General features: G+C 52.0%; 16 protein-coding genes. 11 read left to right on the top strand and 5 right to left on the bottom strand.

The genetic code is table 11. The features are described from left to right. Window positions 1–8 precede the first annotated feature (8 nt). Window positions 9–470 carry an Lrp/AsnC family transcriptional regulator gene (locus tag QFZ34_RS00595; RefSeq protein ID WP_115053403.1) on the top strand — a complete coding sequence of 154 codons (462 nt, stop codon included), beginning with the start codon at window positions 9–11 and terminating at the stop codon, window positions 468–470. An 81-nt stretch (window positions 471–551) separates the two neighbouring features. Continuing rightward, complete coding sequence (locus QFZ34_RS00590) at window positions 552–1,067, top strand: cytochrome b (RefSeq protein WP_307275960.1); 516 nt, start codon at window positions 552–554, stop codon at window positions 1,065–1,067. Between the two features lie 66 nt (window positions 1,068–1,133). On the opposite strand, the gene QFZ34_RS00585 is transcribed toward QFZ34_RS00590, so the two are convergent. Genes QFZ34_RS00585 through QFZ34_RS00570 form a run of 4 tightly spaced genes read right to left on the bottom strand, consistent with a single transcriptional unit; the run spans window position 1,134 to window position 4,287 of the window. Further along, window positions 1,134–1,847, bottom strand: a complete 714-nt coding sequence (locus QFZ34_RS00585; RefSeq protein ID WP_307275479.1) for a methyltransferase domain-containing protein — start codon at window positions 1,845–1,847, stop codon at window positions 1,134–1,136. Continuing rightward, window positions 1,834–2,889, bottom strand: coding sequence for a glycosyltransferase family 4 protein (locus QFZ34_RS00580; RefSeq protein ID WP_307275477.1), 1,056 nt, complete (start codon window positions 2,887–2,889; stop codon window positions 1,834–1,836). Before QFZ34_RS00580 ends, QFZ34_RS00585 begins: the two co-directional genes overlap by 14 nt. After that, window positions 2,886–3,284 (bottom strand): 6-pyruvoyl trahydropterin synthase family protein, encoded by a 399-nt coding sequence (locus tag QFZ34_RS00575; protein ID WP_115053407.1) that lies wholly within the window; start codon window positions 3,282–3,284, stop codon window positions 2,886–2,888. The genes QFZ34_RS00580 and QFZ34_RS00575 overlap by 4 nt, the downstream gene beginning before the upstream one ends. Window positions 3,285–3,303: 19 nt before the next feature. Continuing rightward, window positions 3,304–4,287, bottom strand: a complete 984-nt coding sequence (locus QFZ34_RS00570) for a zinc-dependent alcohol dehydrogenase (RefSeq protein WP_307275471.1) — start codon at window positions 4,285–4,287, stop codon at window positions 3,304–3,306. A gap of 158 nt (window positions 4,288–4,445) precedes the next feature. On the opposite strand from QFZ34_RS00570, the gene QFZ34_RS00565 reads away from it, so the two are divergent. Further along, on the top strand, window positions 4,446–5,195 hold the full coding sequence (locus QFZ34_RS00565; protein ID WP_307275468.1) for a CDP-alcohol phosphatidyltransferase family protein: 750 nt from the start codon (window positions 4,446–4,448) through the stop codon (window positions 5,193–5,195). Window positions 5,196–5,263: 68 nt separating this feature from the next. Here the strand turns inward: QFZ34_RS00565 and QFZ34_RS00560 are convergent, their stop codons facing one another. Continuing rightward, window positions 5,264–6,190 carry a lysylphosphatidylglycerol synthase transmembrane domain-containing protein gene (locus QFZ34_RS00560; protein WP_307275466.1) on the bottom strand — a complete coding sequence of 309 codons (927 nt, stop codon included), beginning with the start codon at window positions 6,188–6,190 and terminating at the stop codon, window positions 5,264–5,266. A 72-nt stretch (window positions 6,191–6,262) separates the two neighbouring features. Between QFZ34_RS00560 and QFZ34_RS00555 the strand changes: the two genes are divergently transcribed. The 8 genes from QFZ34_RS00555 (at window position 6,263) to QFZ34_RS00520 (ending at window position 15,163) form a co-directional block, all read left to right on the top strand. Beyond that, complete coding sequence (locus QFZ34_RS00555) at window positions 6,263–7,876, top strand: sulfatase-like hydrolase/transferase (protein WP_307275463.1); 1,614 nt, start codon at window positions 6,263–6,265, stop codon at window positions 7,874–7,876. A 480-nt stretch (window positions 7,877–8,356) separates the two neighbouring features. Next, a complete protein-coding gene (locus QFZ34_RS00550) occupies window positions 8,357–9,271 on the top strand; it encodes a PfkB family carbohydrate kinase (RefSeq protein ID WP_307275460.1) in 915 nt (304 codons plus the stop codon). A gap of 96 nt (window positions 9,272–9,367) precedes the next feature. Next, window positions 9,368–10,258, top strand: coding sequence for a dihydrodipicolinate synthase family protein (locus QFZ34_RS00545; RefSeq protein ID WP_307275457.1), 891 nt, complete (start codon window positions 9,368–9,370; stop codon window positions 10,256–10,258). 16 nt (window positions 10,259–10,274) lie between these two features. Next, a complete protein-coding gene (locus QFZ34_RS00540) occupies window positions 10,275–10,934 on the top strand; it encodes a GntR family transcriptional regulator (protein ID WP_115053414.1) in 660 nt (219 codons plus the stop codon). A 60-nt stretch (window positions 10,935–10,994) separates the two neighbouring features. Next, entirely contained in the window at window positions 10,995–12,317 is a 1,323-nt protein-coding gene (locus QFZ34_RS00535; protein ID WP_370878664.1) for an ABC transporter substrate-binding protein, read from the top strand. A gap of 5 nt (window positions 12,318–12,322) precedes the next feature. Continuing rightward, complete coding sequence (locus tag QFZ34_RS00530) at window positions 12,323–13,237, top strand: carbohydrate ABC transporter permease (protein WP_307275449.1); 915 nt, start codon at window positions 12,323–12,325, stop codon at window positions 13,235–13,237. A gap of 9 nt (window positions 13,238–13,246) precedes the next feature. After that, window positions 13,247–14,071, top strand: a complete 825-nt coding sequence (locus QFZ34_RS00525) for a carbohydrate ABC transporter permease (RefSeq protein WP_115053416.1) — start codon at window positions 13,247–13,249, stop codon at window positions 14,069–14,071. 21 nt (window positions 14,072–14,092) lie between these two features. Continuing rightward, window positions 14,093–15,163, top strand: coding sequence for an ABC transporter ATP-binding protein (locus tag QFZ34_RS00520; RefSeq protein ID WP_307275444.1), 1,071 nt, complete (start codon window positions 14,093–14,095; stop codon window positions 15,161–15,163). The last annotated feature ends 10 nt before the right edge of the window (window positions 15,164–15,173 follow it).

Below are 15,173 nucleotides of genomic sequence, written 5' to 3'. Positions count from 1 at the left end.
GTGCATGATTGGAACATATTGATACTGCAGACCGCAAAATACTCTCCTGCCTTCAGGAGGACGGGAGACTCACGAATAATGAATTGTCGGAGAGAATTAATCTGTCTCCCTCGCAATGTTCACGCCGACGAACGCGGCTGGAGGAGGAAGGATTTATTCGTGGGTATCGCGCTGAAATTGATCGTGAAAAACTTGGGCTTGGGATCGTCAACATAATTTCAGTTACGCTTGCCACGCATAATCGTGACAATGCCCGGCGCTTCTCCGATCTTATTTCCAGGCTGCCGCAAGTGATGGAAGCTCACGCGCTGACCGGTGAGATGGATTATTTCATTAAGGTCGTCACGCCGGATTTGCGGGCATTGTCAGCATTCGTCAATGAAGTATTGCTGCCTCATGAATCGGTGCAGAATGTAAAGACGGCGATCGTTCTGGAAACGCTTAAGGAAGACGGGCGTCTACCCATATAGGCTTATCGGCTGATTGCAGTCGTCATCAGTTTGCTGCATCATCCTTATGACGGATCATAACGTTAAGGACGGGAACATCACCTGACAGAATCGCAAGGTTTTAGCGCATCATTTCGTATTCTTCATTGGCTTATTGCGATGCTGGTCTTCGCAGTATGGCCTCTCGGTCTGCTGCTCAAATATTTCAAGGATGATGTAAAACTCGACTTCTACCTTCTGCATGAATCCTTCGGGTTTCTGGTGCTTTGGCTCATGCTGCTGCGGTTGGGAATACGGTTGATCCAGGGCCGACCCGCGCACGAGACAGATTGGGCGGGCACAGTATCAGCAATTGTTCATTGGTTATTGTACTTTGCGCTGATCCTCATGCCCATCAGTGGTTTTCTTGCCACCAATGCGCACGGCTTTCCGCTCCGTTGGTTTGGGTTTCTTCCGGTGTGGAGTCCAATCGGCCGCGAGCCGCAGATCGCCCCTGTTTTTAGTGTGATCCATGCGGCGACCGCGTGGTTAATTCTCGTACTCGTCGCCCTTCATATTGCGGGCGCGCTTTTCCATCGAATGATCCGCAAAGACGATGTTTTTCAGCGCATGCTTTGAGGCAGCGCAAGCACATCGGAATGCCCGACACGACATTTTGCCGTCGTCGTTTGTGCGACACGAAATTCACGCCATTGGTTGATTTTTGGTCAGGCCTACCATGCCGGTCTCGGCGACTGCAGAGGCCATTCCATCGACGAATAGTCGGTGTAGTTCGATGGCAGTTTTGTCGATAAGCCAATCGCTTTGTGCAATTTCAACCCTGTAGCCCGACCTGCTGAGCGCCGCTGCAAGAGCGTGTGTCGAGCGAGGACCGAGGGCAGGGCCAAATCCCTTGTCTGAATTTTGGTGATGATTGAATGACCGGACCATCAGTTCGTCATCGGTATGAGAAATGCTGAACGAAATCTCTCCCGTGTAATTCAACGCAGCATATAGTCCGCTTCTCAATTTGACGAGGCGGTCAGCCAGATCGTCTACGAATTCTTGTGAACATAGATCAAAGAGCGCTGACGCACTGACAAGATCGGCTTTATCAAGTGACAGCGATGCCAGATCGTTCAGGTTGCTATGCTGATACGCAACGTTGTTGTCTTGTGCGTGACGCCGGGCGGCTTCCTGCAATAATTTTTCGTCAAGATCGATCAAGCGCCATTGGGCGTCAGGTGCGTATGGCGCCATGGCACGAAAGGTCGATCCTGTCCCGCTGCCAAGGTCCAGTATTGTTCGCCGCTGTGCACTTTGAACAAATCTCGCGGCCTTTTCCAGCAAGGTTTGATCACGAGCCTGTTGGTCCAAAGGCTCGCGCAGATCGAGCCAGTTGAGATCAAATCCGCTCATCCGCCGCCTTTATCAGTGCTGCCGAGATCAATTTTGCGGTGTCGGCCCATTCGGGCAGTGTTTTGCCATGGCCGTATGCAGCCTCTGCCATTTGATCTGACAGTTCCTTATCTTTGAGCACCAGCCTCAAAGCATCAGCAAATGCGTCAGGATCGTCTGCAGGCACGAGTATACCAGCATCGCTGGGCACAACCTCCGGTACAGAACCGGCATGGCAGGCAATGATGGGAAGGCCATGCGACAAAGCCTCGGCAAAGACCATGCCGTAGCCTTCATAGCGGCTTGCCAGCGCGAAAATATCAGCACGTGCCAGTTCGCTGCGCGTGTCATCGACCTGTCCGGCCAAGATAATTCGATCAGTAAGCTGGTTGTCAATTATCTGCTGTTGAAGCGCCGCGTCATAGACAACATCCATGGTCCGGCTGCCAATAATTTTGCATTCCCAAGCAAGGTCCGCAATTTTCGCCAGTGCGCCTATAAGCACGTCATGGCCTTTGCGCGGTATCAGGGAACCGACACTCAAAATTTGCGGAACTTCGGAGTTTCGTTTCGCACGAATGCCCCGTTCTGTGCCGGGAATAGCGACCACGATACGATCGAGCGGAACGTCGTAATCGCTGACAAGTTGCTGTCGCGTCGCCGAGGACGTTACCACTACGCTTTTCGCATAAGCTAAAGCGTCTCGCTCAGATTTCATGAGTGAGATCTGTTTTTGCGGCGGCATATTGCCTTCGGACGCAAGCGGGTGATGGACGAGCGCCACTAGATTGAGTTTCGTTGCCAGTCGCGAGGCAATCCGGTCGAAAGTGCCATAGGCCAAACCATCGATCATCACGAGCGCGTCTTTTGCCAATGCGCCGAGGGTCTCTTCAGCCTGCCGAAGCGTTTCATTACTCGGAAAAGGAAAGCTGTCCCCAAGTGGAACGGGGTTGACCTGCCATCCAAGCTTTTGCAATTGCGAAATTATCTGGCGATCATAGCCGTAGCCGCCGGTCTTTGCCTCAAGATCGCCTGGATAGGCAAAATGGACCGAACGGGTCAAAGCTCTGCCTCATACCATCCGCGAGCGACATGCGACTCATTGAGAAGCACTCGAATCTTGCAGATACGAGCACTTCCTTTGCCGAATTCTCCCGATTGAACTGCCACTGAAAGCTGGTCGAATATATGTTTTGCGAGAACCTCGGTCGTTGTAATCTTGCCGGAAAAGACCTCCATTTCGTCAAGGTTCTGATAGTTGAGAGGCTTCAAAATCTTTGACAATACCGACGTGGCCAATCCGATATCGACTGCCAGACCATCCTCATCCAGTTCCTTGGTAAAAAATGCAGCATCAACAACGAATGTTGCACCATGCATTGCTTGAGCCGGGCCGAAAACCGGTCGCGGCAGACTATGAGCAATCATAATGTGATCGCGAACTTCAATGGCAAACATGGATATTCCTTCTGAAAGTTCAGTAGACGATGCGATGACAAAGGGTGGAAGGCGAGGCGATAATTTCGGCATAATTTCGATCAAGCGCATCGAACGCAGTTTCTCCTGAGAACAACGCGTCGAATCTGTGATCTGTTAGCAGCGACATTGCAGCATTGAGACGCCTTGCAAAGGTCCAGCGCGATCGCCGTGCATTGCTGATGCCACCAACTTGCGAGCTGGTAATGGAAAGGCGCTTGGAGTGGAACTGCCTTCCGAGATTGATCTCGACTTTTTTGTCGCCATACCAGCTGGCTTCTACAATTCGCCCTTCATATCCAGCACATTCAAGTGCTTGGTTAAGAGCGGCAGAAGAGGCAGAAGCGTTGATCACGACATCGCAATCGCGGGGCGCGGCATCGGGGGAAGCGAAAGTTATTCCAAGGTTCGTAGCGACCGTCTTTCGCTTGGGATTTATGTCGAGGAGCGTGGTTTCAGTTCCAATAATTCCAGTGGCAAGATAAGCAGCAAGCATGCCAACGACACCGCCGCCAAATATGGCGACGCGATCTCCCGGCAAAATTCCGGCATCCCAGATTATGTTGAGAGCAGTTTCCATATTGGCTGCGAGCACAGCCCGTTCGGCAGGTACAGTGTTCGGAATAACATGTATGTCCGCTGACTTTGCCAAAAAATGCGTTTGGTGTGGGTGGAGACAAAACACCGTACGACCGAGCAATTCCTTTGGCCCATCTTGAACATCGCCAACGATGGAATATCCATATTTTATGGGAAAGGCGAACGACCCTTCCTGGTGCGGGCAGGTCATATTCTGATATTCACTTGTCGGCACCTGACCATTGAACACAAGCGACTCCGTACCACGGCTTATCGCGCCAAAACGCGCTTGTACGAGCACTTCGTCGCTCTTCATCGGTGGCAATATTTCGGTTCGAAATGCGCAAATGCCCTGTCGTTCAATCCATAAAGCACGGGACGTTCCGTGTGGGCAGTCTTGCTTCATGGTGCTTGTCCATCCCTCTGTGTCCGCTCAAATTAGTCATTCGCAGTGCCGGATAAAAGGCTGTAACCGCCAGATCGTCACTTTTTATTGAAGGTTTTAAATTTGCCCTGATGTTGCAGATTAATCGTAGTCAGCTAATGCTGAGTGCGGAGCGTATAATGACAATCTTATCGGAAGACAGTTTTCAGAAGACCTATCACGGAAACGACAAGCTTCCCAAGACATTAGGCGTGGCACACAGCGTCAACCCTGCGCAATTTCCGCAACTTCTGAGAAGCACGATTATCACCCTGATGCTCGTTGGAAGCTTCGTGGCTGGAACCTCCATCTGGTTAGTGTTCAACAGTGATCTCGACTGGACTTTTTGTCTGTTTGCCATTGCTGCTTATGTCTTTTCCGGCACGCTTGTACTGACCAAATTGAAAACTCACCCTTACGCGCATTTTGGTGCGGCCAATGCCATAACCACCATAAGAGCAGGGATAAGCTGTTTGATAGGCGGGGCTTTGTTTGAAGCGGAGTGGCTGATGGAATCAAGGATGATCCTAGCATTGCTTGGCATTGCCGCTGTCGCATTATGTCTCGATGGAATTGACGGCTACATTGCTCGCCGCTCCCGCATGAACTCCGAATTCGGCGCGCGCTACGATATGGAAGTCGATGCGGCGCTGATCCTTTGCCTGTCAATCCTGGCATTCTTGTTCGGCAAGGCAGGCTGGTGGGTCATGATAATTGGCGGCATGCGCTATGTGTTTGTTGCGGCACAATATTTGGATGGCCGGCTTCGGGGAGCGCTGATGCCTTCGCTGAGAAGGCAGGCAATTTGCGTGTTACAGATAGTTTCTCTTGGCATAATTCTTTTTGCCGGCCATTCAACCGCCCATTTCAACGGCAATTGCAGCGCTTAGCCTTGCAGCGTTGAGCTACTCTTTCGGTTGCGATGTTTTGCATCTATTCCTGCAGGCGCAAGCGCACTCTACCTTCGTCGAGAGGTCGACCAGATGAACAATGCCAGACCGGGCAAAGTTCCCAATGTTACGATTGCACCATATAAAACACTTGCAGCAATGCCTTGATCGCCAGTCAATCCGAGTAGTGGCCATAGGACAGCTGCGGCTGCCTCCCGTGTTCCCCAGCCACCGACCGTTATAGGAAAAACCATGGTTAAAAGGCACAGCGGGATTGCTGTAATCAAACCGATAAGCGGTAGTGGAGCGCCGATAGCGACAGATGCCATGGCAAAGACTGCAATATAGCTGATGACGATCGTCAGGCTGAGAACACCCTGAACCAGCCACGCATAGGGAAGACCATAGCAGACGGTGATACTTCGGCCGATTTTGCGAATGAAATTGCGCCACCACAATGATCCGGAAAGCCATATCAGCAACGAAACGGCGGCTATGACAATCAAAACGCCAATAGCCGCAAGCACCAATGCCAACGCCTCGGACGGTCTCAACTCGGCATCAAGGAAAGGCCATAGGATGAAACCTAATCCGCCTACGAAAAACAACGCGATTTGTCCCGCAAATCGTTCCAGCAGAACCGCCAGAACCGGGATGCTCCATTTCCTGTCTGCCGAACGGCTGCGTGCGGCGCGCATCATGTCGCCCACAACGCCGCCGGGCAGCACCATATTCAGGAATGATCCAAGGTAATAGTCAGCGATGGCGCTGGCTGGTGGAAGCGGATGATCCAATTGAGCCGCCGTATAGCACCAACGAAGCGCAGACAATATTATCTGGATTTGTATGAGGCAGAGTCCGAGAAAAACGAGTTCCAGCCTTGCATTGCCAAGGCTGGCAAGGATTGCATCCGTGTTAGATACGGAAAACACCGTCACCAACAATATTATGCCAAATATCGGTGTGAAAAAATTTCTATATTTGCCGGACGTCATGAGCCAGTATCGCCCTCAATCAAGATGGTCGTGGCCGGACACCTGCATAAGAGGAAGGCTCGTATTGAATTTATGAAGTATCGCACGATTATCGGGTTCATGTACAAAGCTGCGGAACGGCTCCGGATGGTGTTTGCAATTGCCGGCCTCCTGCTCATATTAAACTTGCCCGACAATCCCGCAGATTTGGGCGTGGAGCACTTCATCAAACTGCCAATCGAATTGTTGGGCGTTGTCCTTTTATTGACCGCCACGCGAGGCAAATATTTCCAGTCTGCCCGGTTGGCGGTTACAATGATTTTGGCATCGGTGCTGGTGCTTAAACTCGCAGACATGGCAACTTATACGGCTTTTTCGCGCCAATTTAACCCGTTGTTTGATGCAAAACTATTATTTGACGGCTGGATTGTGCTTAACGCAACATTGGGAGCGATTCAGGCTTTTTTCCTGGTGTCTGCAACTTTGCTCTGCCTGATATTGACCATCGCTCTTGTTTATTGGTCATTAGGTGCGTTCCAATCAGCAGGTGGCCGCCGCCCGCTGGCGCTCGTATCAGGCCTATGTCTGCTGGTGATTCCCGCTATTGCCTCATATCATCCGAACAATAAGTTCATCGAAACACGAACGATAAAGCTGATCGTAGATCGTGTCGCGCTTGTCGAAAAATCTTGGAGGGACAGGCACGAATTTGCAGCTTTGCTCGGCAGCGATCCCATAGCGGATATTCCGCAAAATGGGCGCTTTGAGGCATTGAAAGGCAAGGACGTAGTTGTAATCTTCATTGAGTCCTATGGTGAAAGCGTAATACGCGATCCGAATTACTCGAAGCTGACAGAAAAGCGATTGGCGCAGGTTGAGCAGCAGATTTCGGCTGCGGGATTGACGTCGAGGAGCAGTTGGCTGGTGTCACCAACATCGGGTGGGTTGAGCTGGCTCGCCCACGGAACGTTGCTGTCCGGTGTTTGGGTCGACAGCCAGCAACGTTATGACCAACTGATCGCCAGTGAACGGCCAAGTTTGAATTTGCTCTTTAAGCAGGCAGGTTGGCGCAGTGTCGCCGTGATGCCAGCCATTACGATGGATTGGCCGGAAAGCGATTATTTCCGCTATGACAAGGTCTATGCTGCAAATAATCTCGGCTATCATGGCAAGCCATTCAATTGGGTGACCATGCCGGATCAATACACACTTTCAGCCTTTCAGAAATTTGAGCGTGCCGGTCCACACAGCCCTGTCATGGCTGAGATCGCGCTTATTTCCAGTCATGCACCTTGGACCCCGATCCCAAAATTGATTGATTGGTCTGCAATCGGCGATGGGTTGATCTTCAATGAACAGGCGGTTGTGGGCGATGCGCCGGAAGTTGTCTGGCAGGATCAGGAGCGGGTTCGGACGCAATATGCGAGTTCGATCGACTATACGCTCGAAACATTGGGGTCTTACATGGCGAAGTATGGAAGCAATACAGTTTTCATATTGCTTGGCGATCATCAACCGGCGCCGATTATCACGGGAAATGGTGCTTCTCGCGCGGTGCCTGTTCACATCGTTTCCGATGATCCAGCTTTACTGGAAAGGCTCGATCCGAAAAAATGGAATCCGGGCATGACCCCGGGAAATCAGCAGGCGGAGCCTATGGATGGGTTTCGTCAGGAGTTGCTCCGCGAATTCTGCAATCCAGCTTAACGTGTATCAGAATGTACTGCAGAGATTAGCCAGCAATACTGCAAGGGCGACACCCACACCCAAGACTGTCAGATATCTGATTGGACATGAGTTGCATGACCAAGCGGATTCATCATCCTCGTTCAGGTCTTCATATTCCGAGATATTGCTCGTTTTTTCCATTCTGCGTTCCCCGTGCAGTTCTGGCTTGGCTCTACCTTAACTGCACAACAGGTTTATGACGAGAGCTGTTGTTTCATTTTTTTGTGGGAAGTAGATTTGGATTCTGATCCGTTGCTGCAAAGCAACGTTGAACCAATTCTGCCTAAGGAGCCGCCTTGATCGCCCACTTATCAATAATAACAGCTGCAAAGCCGGGTTAGACAGGTTTTCTTATCCAAAAATAGCATTGAGCGCGAAACAATCCCATTGCTGGCTTGACGAAGGCGTCTTTTCCTTTGCACGTCACTCAGCGTAAGCAATTAATGTGGTGATGAAGAAATGCCTCGAATACTCTGCGTCGGCGCTCTGACTTTGGATACGATTTTTCAGCTTGAGCAATTGCCTCCTGGACCGGGCAAATTCATTCCTGTCCAAGCGGTTGAAGTTGCTGCCGGGATGGCCTCAAGCGCTGCTGCGAGCATTGCCCGGCTTGGCGGAAACGTCTCGCTCTGGGCATCAGCGGGGCAAGACGCTGTTGGTGATCGCATTGTCGCTGAGCTTGAATCAGAAGGGGTGGATTGCACCCACGTGCGCCGGATTGCGGGCGCTCGCTCAGCCTTTTCATCAATTTTTGTGGATCAGGATGGGGAGAGAATGATCGTACCGTTTTACGATCCGGCTTTGCTGGCAACGCCAGATGTTTTGCCGCCTCTTTCCCGTGAGACCTTCGATGTCGTCATGACAGATGTTCGTTGGCCCTTGGGTGCTGCACTGGCGTTAAAAACTGCGCAATCTGCTGGTGTTCACGCCGTGCTGGATGCCGATACTGCACCCCTTGAAACGCTGGAAATGCTCCTTCCGCTCGCCACCCATATCGTTGCTTCGGAACCGGCAGCAGAGCTGGTTACGGGTGAAAGCGATCTGGAAAGCGCAGTCATAGCGCTGGCTGCGCGCTATGGTCGAGCGGGTGCTTTCATCGCAGTTACCGGCGGAAACAAAGGTTCTTTCTGGTTTGATAGTGCAAGCGGGACCGTTCGTAGCCAGCAGGCGTTCAAAGTGCCGGTTGTTGATACATTGGCCGCTGGCGACGTTTTCCATGGCGCTTTCGCCTGGGGGCTCGCGCAAGGCTGGCAAATCGAAGCGGTTATGCAATTTGCAAGCGCCGCAGCCGCAATCAAATGCACCCGATTCGGCGGGCGGCAAGGTGCTCCAACCCGTGCGGAAGTTCAGACCTTTCTATCTCAGACCACATGAATCAGCTTGCATGACCTCTCATGTTGATAGTGATTACTGGTTGACTATCAACTAACATGTTAGTATGTGTCTACCCCTGTTCTGGGGAGAAGGTACTTGGCTAAACTCGAGAGATTTGGACTTTCAGCTGCATTGGCAACGCCTTTTGATGCCGACATGCGCATTGATATTGATGCGGCGATCAACCATGCCAGGAACTGTCTGGTAAATGGATGCAGCAGCGTTACACTATTCGGCACGACGGGCGAGGGATCGTCGATCAGCAATGAAGAAAGATCGGCAATGCTCGGCGCTTTTCTCAAGTCCGATATAGCGCCGGAACAAATTGTTGTCGGCGTTATGGCAAATTCCTACATAGACGCAGCGCTGCAATCACTTGAAGCGCTGGACGCAGGTTGCCGCAATGTTTTGCTGGCGCCCCCGTCTTACTTCAAAAATATAAGCGATGATGGATTGTTCAATTGGTTCTCCGCAGTTTTTGCCGAAATCGGCAGTTCTGCACGGGGCGTCATCCTTTACAATATTCCGTCCGTAACGGCAGTTGAGATCTCGGTTGATCTGGTTTCGCGTTTGCGCGAGGCTTTCCCGGGCGTGATTGCTGGCGTCAAAGATTCATCGGGAAATTGGCCATTTACCGAATCCCTGCTGGCAAAGCACAATGATCTGGCCATCTTGATTGGTGATGAGCGGGGATTGGCTGCGGGCGTTCGGATGGGCGGGCAGGGGGCGATATCCGGTCTTGCCAATATTTATGCCCACCGGCTCTTGCCCATGGTGTTTGAGGGGCGAGATGATGCCGATGTGGTTGAGGCTGTAAACCAGATTGTGGCATTTCCGGTCATTCCGGCCGTAAAGGCCCTTATTGCTCACCAGAGTGGCGATGAAAATTGGCGCAGGGCGCGGGCTCCGCTTCGTAGTTTGTCCGACTCAGACTATGGACGTTTGATCTCAACCTTGGATCGATTGTTTAAATCTGCGGCAGCATAATAAAGGGGTAGTCCAGATGGATGATGGCGACGAGCCGGTAAGATTGCGGGAGAAAGCTTATGTCAGCTTTACGGAGCATCTGCTGGCGCGCGACATCAGCCCGGGGCAATTCGTTTCACAACGGCAGCTCGTTGCAATGACCGGCATGCCCTTGGGCGCTATCAGGGAGCTCGTTCCTCGCCTTGAGGCGGAAGGCTTGGTCAAGACCATCCCGCAGCGCGGCATTCAGATCGCACATATTGATCTTAATTTGATCCGGGAAGCATTCCAGTTTCGTCTTTTTATGGAAAAGGAAGCGGTTGCCATTTTCGCGGTCACCGCATCGGATGAGCTTTTGGCGCGGCTGAGGAAAGAGCACGAGGATACGCTTGAGGAAGCGCTGCAAGGGCAGGAAACACCCGAGCTGGAATTGCGTGCGCAAGCCATCGACTGGAATCTGCATGAGACGATCATCGACTCGCTCGGCAATGGCATTATCGGGCGGGCCTACCGGATCAACGCTATCAAGATGCGGCTGATCAATCAGGAGCGTTTCCGCATCACAGGGCGCGTCATACCGGTCATGCGGGAGCATCTCGCAGTTCTGGCGGCCATTGAGACACGCGATCCGCAAACGGCAATGGATGCAATTGCGGTTCATATCAATAATGCGAGAAATCTGGCTCTTAAAATCTAAAACCGGCTTCGCAATGGGAGTTGCAATGCCGGAAACACAAAAGGGAGGAAAACCATGAGCATGAATTTTGTCAAACCGACGCGTCGGCAGTTTCTGGCGGGTACGGCAGCGCTGGGCGCTGCGAGTTTCGCCGGGCTCAAGCCCGCTTTTGCCAATGTGGACTGGAAAAAGTTCGCTGGAACGACGCTTGAAGTTAACCTGATCAAGAGCCCACGTGGCGATATCCTGCAAAAATATCAGAAAGAATTTGAAGAATTGACCGGCATCAAGGTCAATTCGGAACAGACGCCAGAACAGCAGCAGCGCCAGAAAGCCGTTATCGAACTGACGTCAGGCAAGCCAAGCTTTGACGTCATCCATATCAGCTACCATGTTCAAAAACGACAATTCGAAAAGGGTGGCTGGCTTGCCGATCTTACGCCATTCCTGAAAGATCCAAGCCTCACCGAGCCTTCCCTTACCGAAAGCGATTTTGCGGAAGCTGGTCTTGCATTCGCCAAGGATAAGAATGGCCGCTTTGGTGGGCTTCCCTTCTCGGTGGATTACTGGATGATCTACTGGAACAAGGAGCTTTTCGCCGCCAAGGGTGTCGAATATCCAACAACATTCGAAGAGTTGGTTGCAGCAGCTGAAAAGCTCACCGACCGCGATAATGGCGTATATGGTTTTGTCGCGCGCGGAATGAAAAACGCCAATACGCCTGTCTGGGCCAGCCTCATGCTTGGCTATGGCAAAAGCACGGTTGAAGACGGCAAGCTGGAAACAGCGACAAAGGAATCGATCGAGGCGGCAACGCTTTATCAGCGCTTGATGACCAAATCGGCACCTCCCGGTGTCACCGGGTTTAACTGGGCAGAGTGCCAGTCGAGCTTCCTTCAGGGCAAGGTTGCCATGTGGCTGGACGGCATTGGTTTTGCTCCGCCACTGGAAGATCCGAAAAAGTCGCGCGTTGTTGGCAAAGTCGGTTACGGCCTGATGCCGAAGGGGCCAGCTGCCCAGGCTGCACCAACCTTTGGTGACGGTATCGGCGTAACAGAGGGTTCGGCGAACAAGGAAGCCGCCTATCTTTATTGCCAGTGGGCTATATCGAAAGAAATGGGTGCTCGATTGTTACAGTCCGGATCGGGCGTTCCTTTCCGTAATTCCATTGTCAATGATCCTGAAGTTCTAAAGGGCGTTACCATGCCTCAGGAATGGGCAAAGGTCCTGTCTGAGTCGGCCAAAGTCAGCCAATTATGTCTCCCGGTTATCGTTCCCGTGACGGAGTTCCGTGACGTGATGGGGGTCGGATTGACCAACATTATTGGCGGCGCTGATCCGGCGACCGAAATGAAGCGGGCGACGGAAGAATTCGCGCCTATCCTCGCACGTAGCGAAGGCTGAGTATTATGACTGCGACCGTCCCGATAACCGACATAGCAAAGCCGAAGGCCGGCAAAAGCCGGCTCACGCCCAGTTATTGGCCATTCGTCATTCCGGCATTGGTCATTGTTGGGGCGGTCATCATATTCCCCTGGGCGTTCACATTGTGGATGAGCGTCAATGAATGGCATCTTGGCGGCGAGCAAAGCTTTGTCGGCATGGCAAATTTTGTCCGTCTCGCCGGTGATACCAGATTCTGGCAATCCATGAGCAACACTGTGCTCTACACGGTTTTGTCGGTTGTCGCGCCGCTCATCCTGGGTACGATTGCCGCCCTGGTTTTCGATAGCAAGCTTCCCATGCGCGGCCTGCTGCGCGGTATTTTCGTCATGCCGATGATGGCGACGCCAGTGGCAGTCGCTCTGGTCTGGACAATGATGTACCATCCGCAACTTGGCGTTTTGAACTATCTCCTGTCTCTTGTCGGAATAGGCCCGCAGGAATGGATCTTCAACCAGAACACGGTGATACCGTCACTCGTGCTGGTCGAAACCTGGCAGTGGACGCCTCTGGTTATGCTCATTGTTCTGGGCGGTCTTGCGGCGATGCCACGCGATCCGTTTGAGAGTGCGGAGATTGATGGCGCAAATGGCTGGCAGAAGTTTCGCTATATTACGCTGCCGATGATCCTGCCATTCATGATGGTCGCCGTGATCATCCGCTCCATTGATGCTTTGAAAAGCTTCGACATCATTTTCGCCATGACGCAGGGCGGTCCGGGGACAGCCTCGGAGACCATCAACATCTATCTCTATAATGTTGCCTTTGCCTATTACGACATTGGCTATGGCTCTGCGATAGCCGTCGTTTTCTTCATTGTAATCATCACCATGTCTCTCGCGCTGCTCTATCTGCGCCAGCGAACAAAGTGGAATAGTTGAGGAACGAAAATGGCACGTCGCAATCCTTTGAAAATTCTTGGCACGGCTTTTATCGTCTTCGTGATCGTATCGCCGGCAATCTTCTTCTTCCTGTGGATGCTGTCCCTGTCGCTGAAATATGAAATCGACAATGGAGCCTATCCGCCGATCTTCATTCCGGAGCAATTTGCCTGGTCGAATTATAGCGATATTTTCGCCACCAATGATTTCCTCCATTACTTCTGGAACAGCCTATTGGTAACGGGAACGGCGACCTTGCTTGCGCTGCTTGTCGGTGTGCCTGCTGGCTATGGGATTGCACGGTTGCGTGCCGACAAATCGGCAATCGTCATCATGATTGCACGCATGACACCGGGGCTATCATACCTCATTCCGCTGTTTCTTCTGTTCCAGACACTGGGTCTGCTTGGCACCTTATGGCCGCAGATCATCATCCATCTTGTGGTGACAGTTCCGATCGTTATCTGGATCATGATCGGCTATTTCGAGACAACGCCGATGGAGCTTGAAGAGGCTGCCATGATTGATGGGGCAACCTCATGGCAGGTGTTCCGCATGGTCGCTTTGCCGATTGCCAAGCCCGGAGTGGTCGTCGCATTGATTTTGGCAGTCATCTTCTCATGGAACAATTTCGTCTTCGGCATTGTGCTGGCGAGCCGTGAAACAAGAACCTTGCCGGTGGCGGTCTATAACATGTTGTCTTTCGAGCAGGTCAGTTGGGGTCCGCTGGCGGCCGCTGCTTTTGTTGTGACGCTGCCTGTTTTGTTGCTGACAGTTTTTGCGCAACGTCAAATTATTGCCGGTTTGACTGCCGGTGCCGTCAAGGGCGGCTAACACATGCGAACGGAGTATTAAATGGCCACGGTTTCGATCAGGGACGTTAAAAAAACCTATGGCAGCGTCGACGTTATGCACGGCGTTTCCGTTGATATTGATGATGGCGAATTCGTCATTCTGGTCGGCCCGTCAGGATGCGGTAAATCGACATTGCTGCGGATGATTGCAGGACTGGAAGAAATCACCAGTGGTGAGATTTCCATAGGCTCGCGTGTGGTCAATGATCTGCCTGCAAAAGAGCGAGATATCGCAATGGTCTTTCAGAATTATGCGCTTTATCCGCATATGACCGTTGCTGATAATATGGGCTTCGCGCTGATGCTGAAAAAGGCCCCTAAAGAAGAGAAAGCCAGCCGCGTTGGTCGTGCGGCCGAAATCCTGGGTCTTGAAAAGCTGCTTGACCGCTTTCCACGTCAGCTTTCCGGTGGTCAGCGCCAGCGTGTTGCCATGGGCCGCGCTATTGTACGCGATCCTCAGGTATTCCTTTTCGACGAACCCCTGTCCAATCTCGATGCAAAGCTGCGTGTCCAGATGCGCAGTGAAATCAAGGGCCTGCATCAACGTTTGGGCACGACGATTGTCTATGTGACACATGATCAGATCGAAGCCATGACAATGGCTGACAAGATTGTCGTGATGAAGGATGGGCTGGTCGAGCAGGTAGGAACACCGCTGGATCTTTACGACTATCCGGCCAATCTGTTCGTTGCCGGTTTCATAGGTTCTCCTGCCATGAACTTTATCAAGGGCAACGTGAAAGCCGGTATTTTCGTCACTCCGGATGGTATCGAATTGCCTTTGCCGGGCGGCATTTCACCCACCACCGAAAATTCGGCAATCTATGGTATCCGGCCAGAACATATGAAGATTGCTGAGAAGGGCATAAAGATCGACGTCGAGGTGGTCGAGCCAACGGGTTCGGAGATTATGGTCGTTGGCAAACTTGGCGATCAGGAAATTTCCTGTCTCTTCCGGGATCGTTTGTCGATAAAGCCGGGCGACACTATTCAAGTGGCAATTGATCCGAAAACCAGCCATTTGTTTGATGCGGCGAACGGCAAGAGAATGGACAATAGTCGGAAAAACTAAAGGTTATAAC

Source organism: Phyllobacterium ifriqiyense (assembly GCF_030817885.1).
Classification (GTDB): Bacteria; Pseudomonadota; Alphaproteobacteria; order Rhizobiales; family Rhizobiaceae; genus Phyllobacterium; species Phyllobacterium ifriqiyense.
Note: the sequence above shows the minus strand (reverse complement) of the source record. Positions and strands in the feature narration are given on the sequence as shown.

What these genes read in the sequence shown, in the direction of transcription:
- QFZ34_RS00565 (WP_307275468.1), top strand. Translation starts at nt 4,446, where the DNA reads ATGACAATCTTATCGGAAGACAGTTTTCAGAAGACCTATCACGGAAAC.
- QFZ34_RS00585 (WP_307275479.1), bottom strand. Translation starts at nt 1,847, where the DNA reads ATGAGCGGATTTGATCTCAACTGGCTCGATCTGCGCGAGCCTTTGGAC.
- QFZ34_RS00520 (WP_307275444.1), top strand. Translation starts at nt 14,093, where the DNA reads ATGGCCACGGTTTCGATCAGGGACGTTAAAAAAACCTATGGCAGCGTC.
- QFZ34_RS00555 (WP_307275463.1), top strand. Translation starts at nt 6,263, where the DNA reads ATGAAGTATCGCACGATTATCGGGTTCATGTACAAAGCTGCGGAACGG.
- QFZ34_RS00530 (WP_307275449.1), top strand. Translation starts at nt 12,323, where the DNA reads ATGACTGCGACCGTCCCGATAACCGACATAGCAAAGCCGAAGGCCGGC.
- QFZ34_RS00535 (WP_370878664.1), top strand. Translation starts at nt 10,995, where the DNA reads ATGAATTTTGTCAAACCGACGCGTCGGCAGTTTCTGGCGGGTACGGCA.
- QFZ34_RS00525 (WP_115053416.1), top strand. Translation starts at nt 13,247, where the DNA reads ATGGCACGTCGCAATCCTTTGAAAATTCTTGGCACGGCTTTTATCGTC.
- QFZ34_RS00575 (WP_115053407.1), bottom strand. Translation starts at nt 3,284, where the DNA reads ATGTTTGCCATTGAAGTTCGCGATCACATTATGATTGCTCATAGTCTG.
- QFZ34_RS00550 (WP_307275460.1), top strand. Translation starts at nt 8,357, where the DNA reads ATGCCTCGAATACTCTGCGTCGGCGCTCTGACTTTGGATACGATTTTT.
- QFZ34_RS00570 (WP_307275471.1), bottom strand. Translation starts at nt 4,287, where the DNA reads ATGAAGCAAGACTGCCCACACGGAACGTCCCGTGCTTTATGGATTGAA.
- QFZ34_RS00540 (WP_115053414.1), top strand. Translation starts at nt 10,275, where the DNA reads ATGGATGATGGCGACGAGCCGGTAAGATTGCGGGAGAAAGCTTATGTC.
- QFZ34_RS00560 (WP_307275466.1), bottom strand. Translation starts at nt 6,190, where the DNA reads ATGACGTCCGGCAAATATAGAAATTTTTTCACACCGATATTTGGCATA.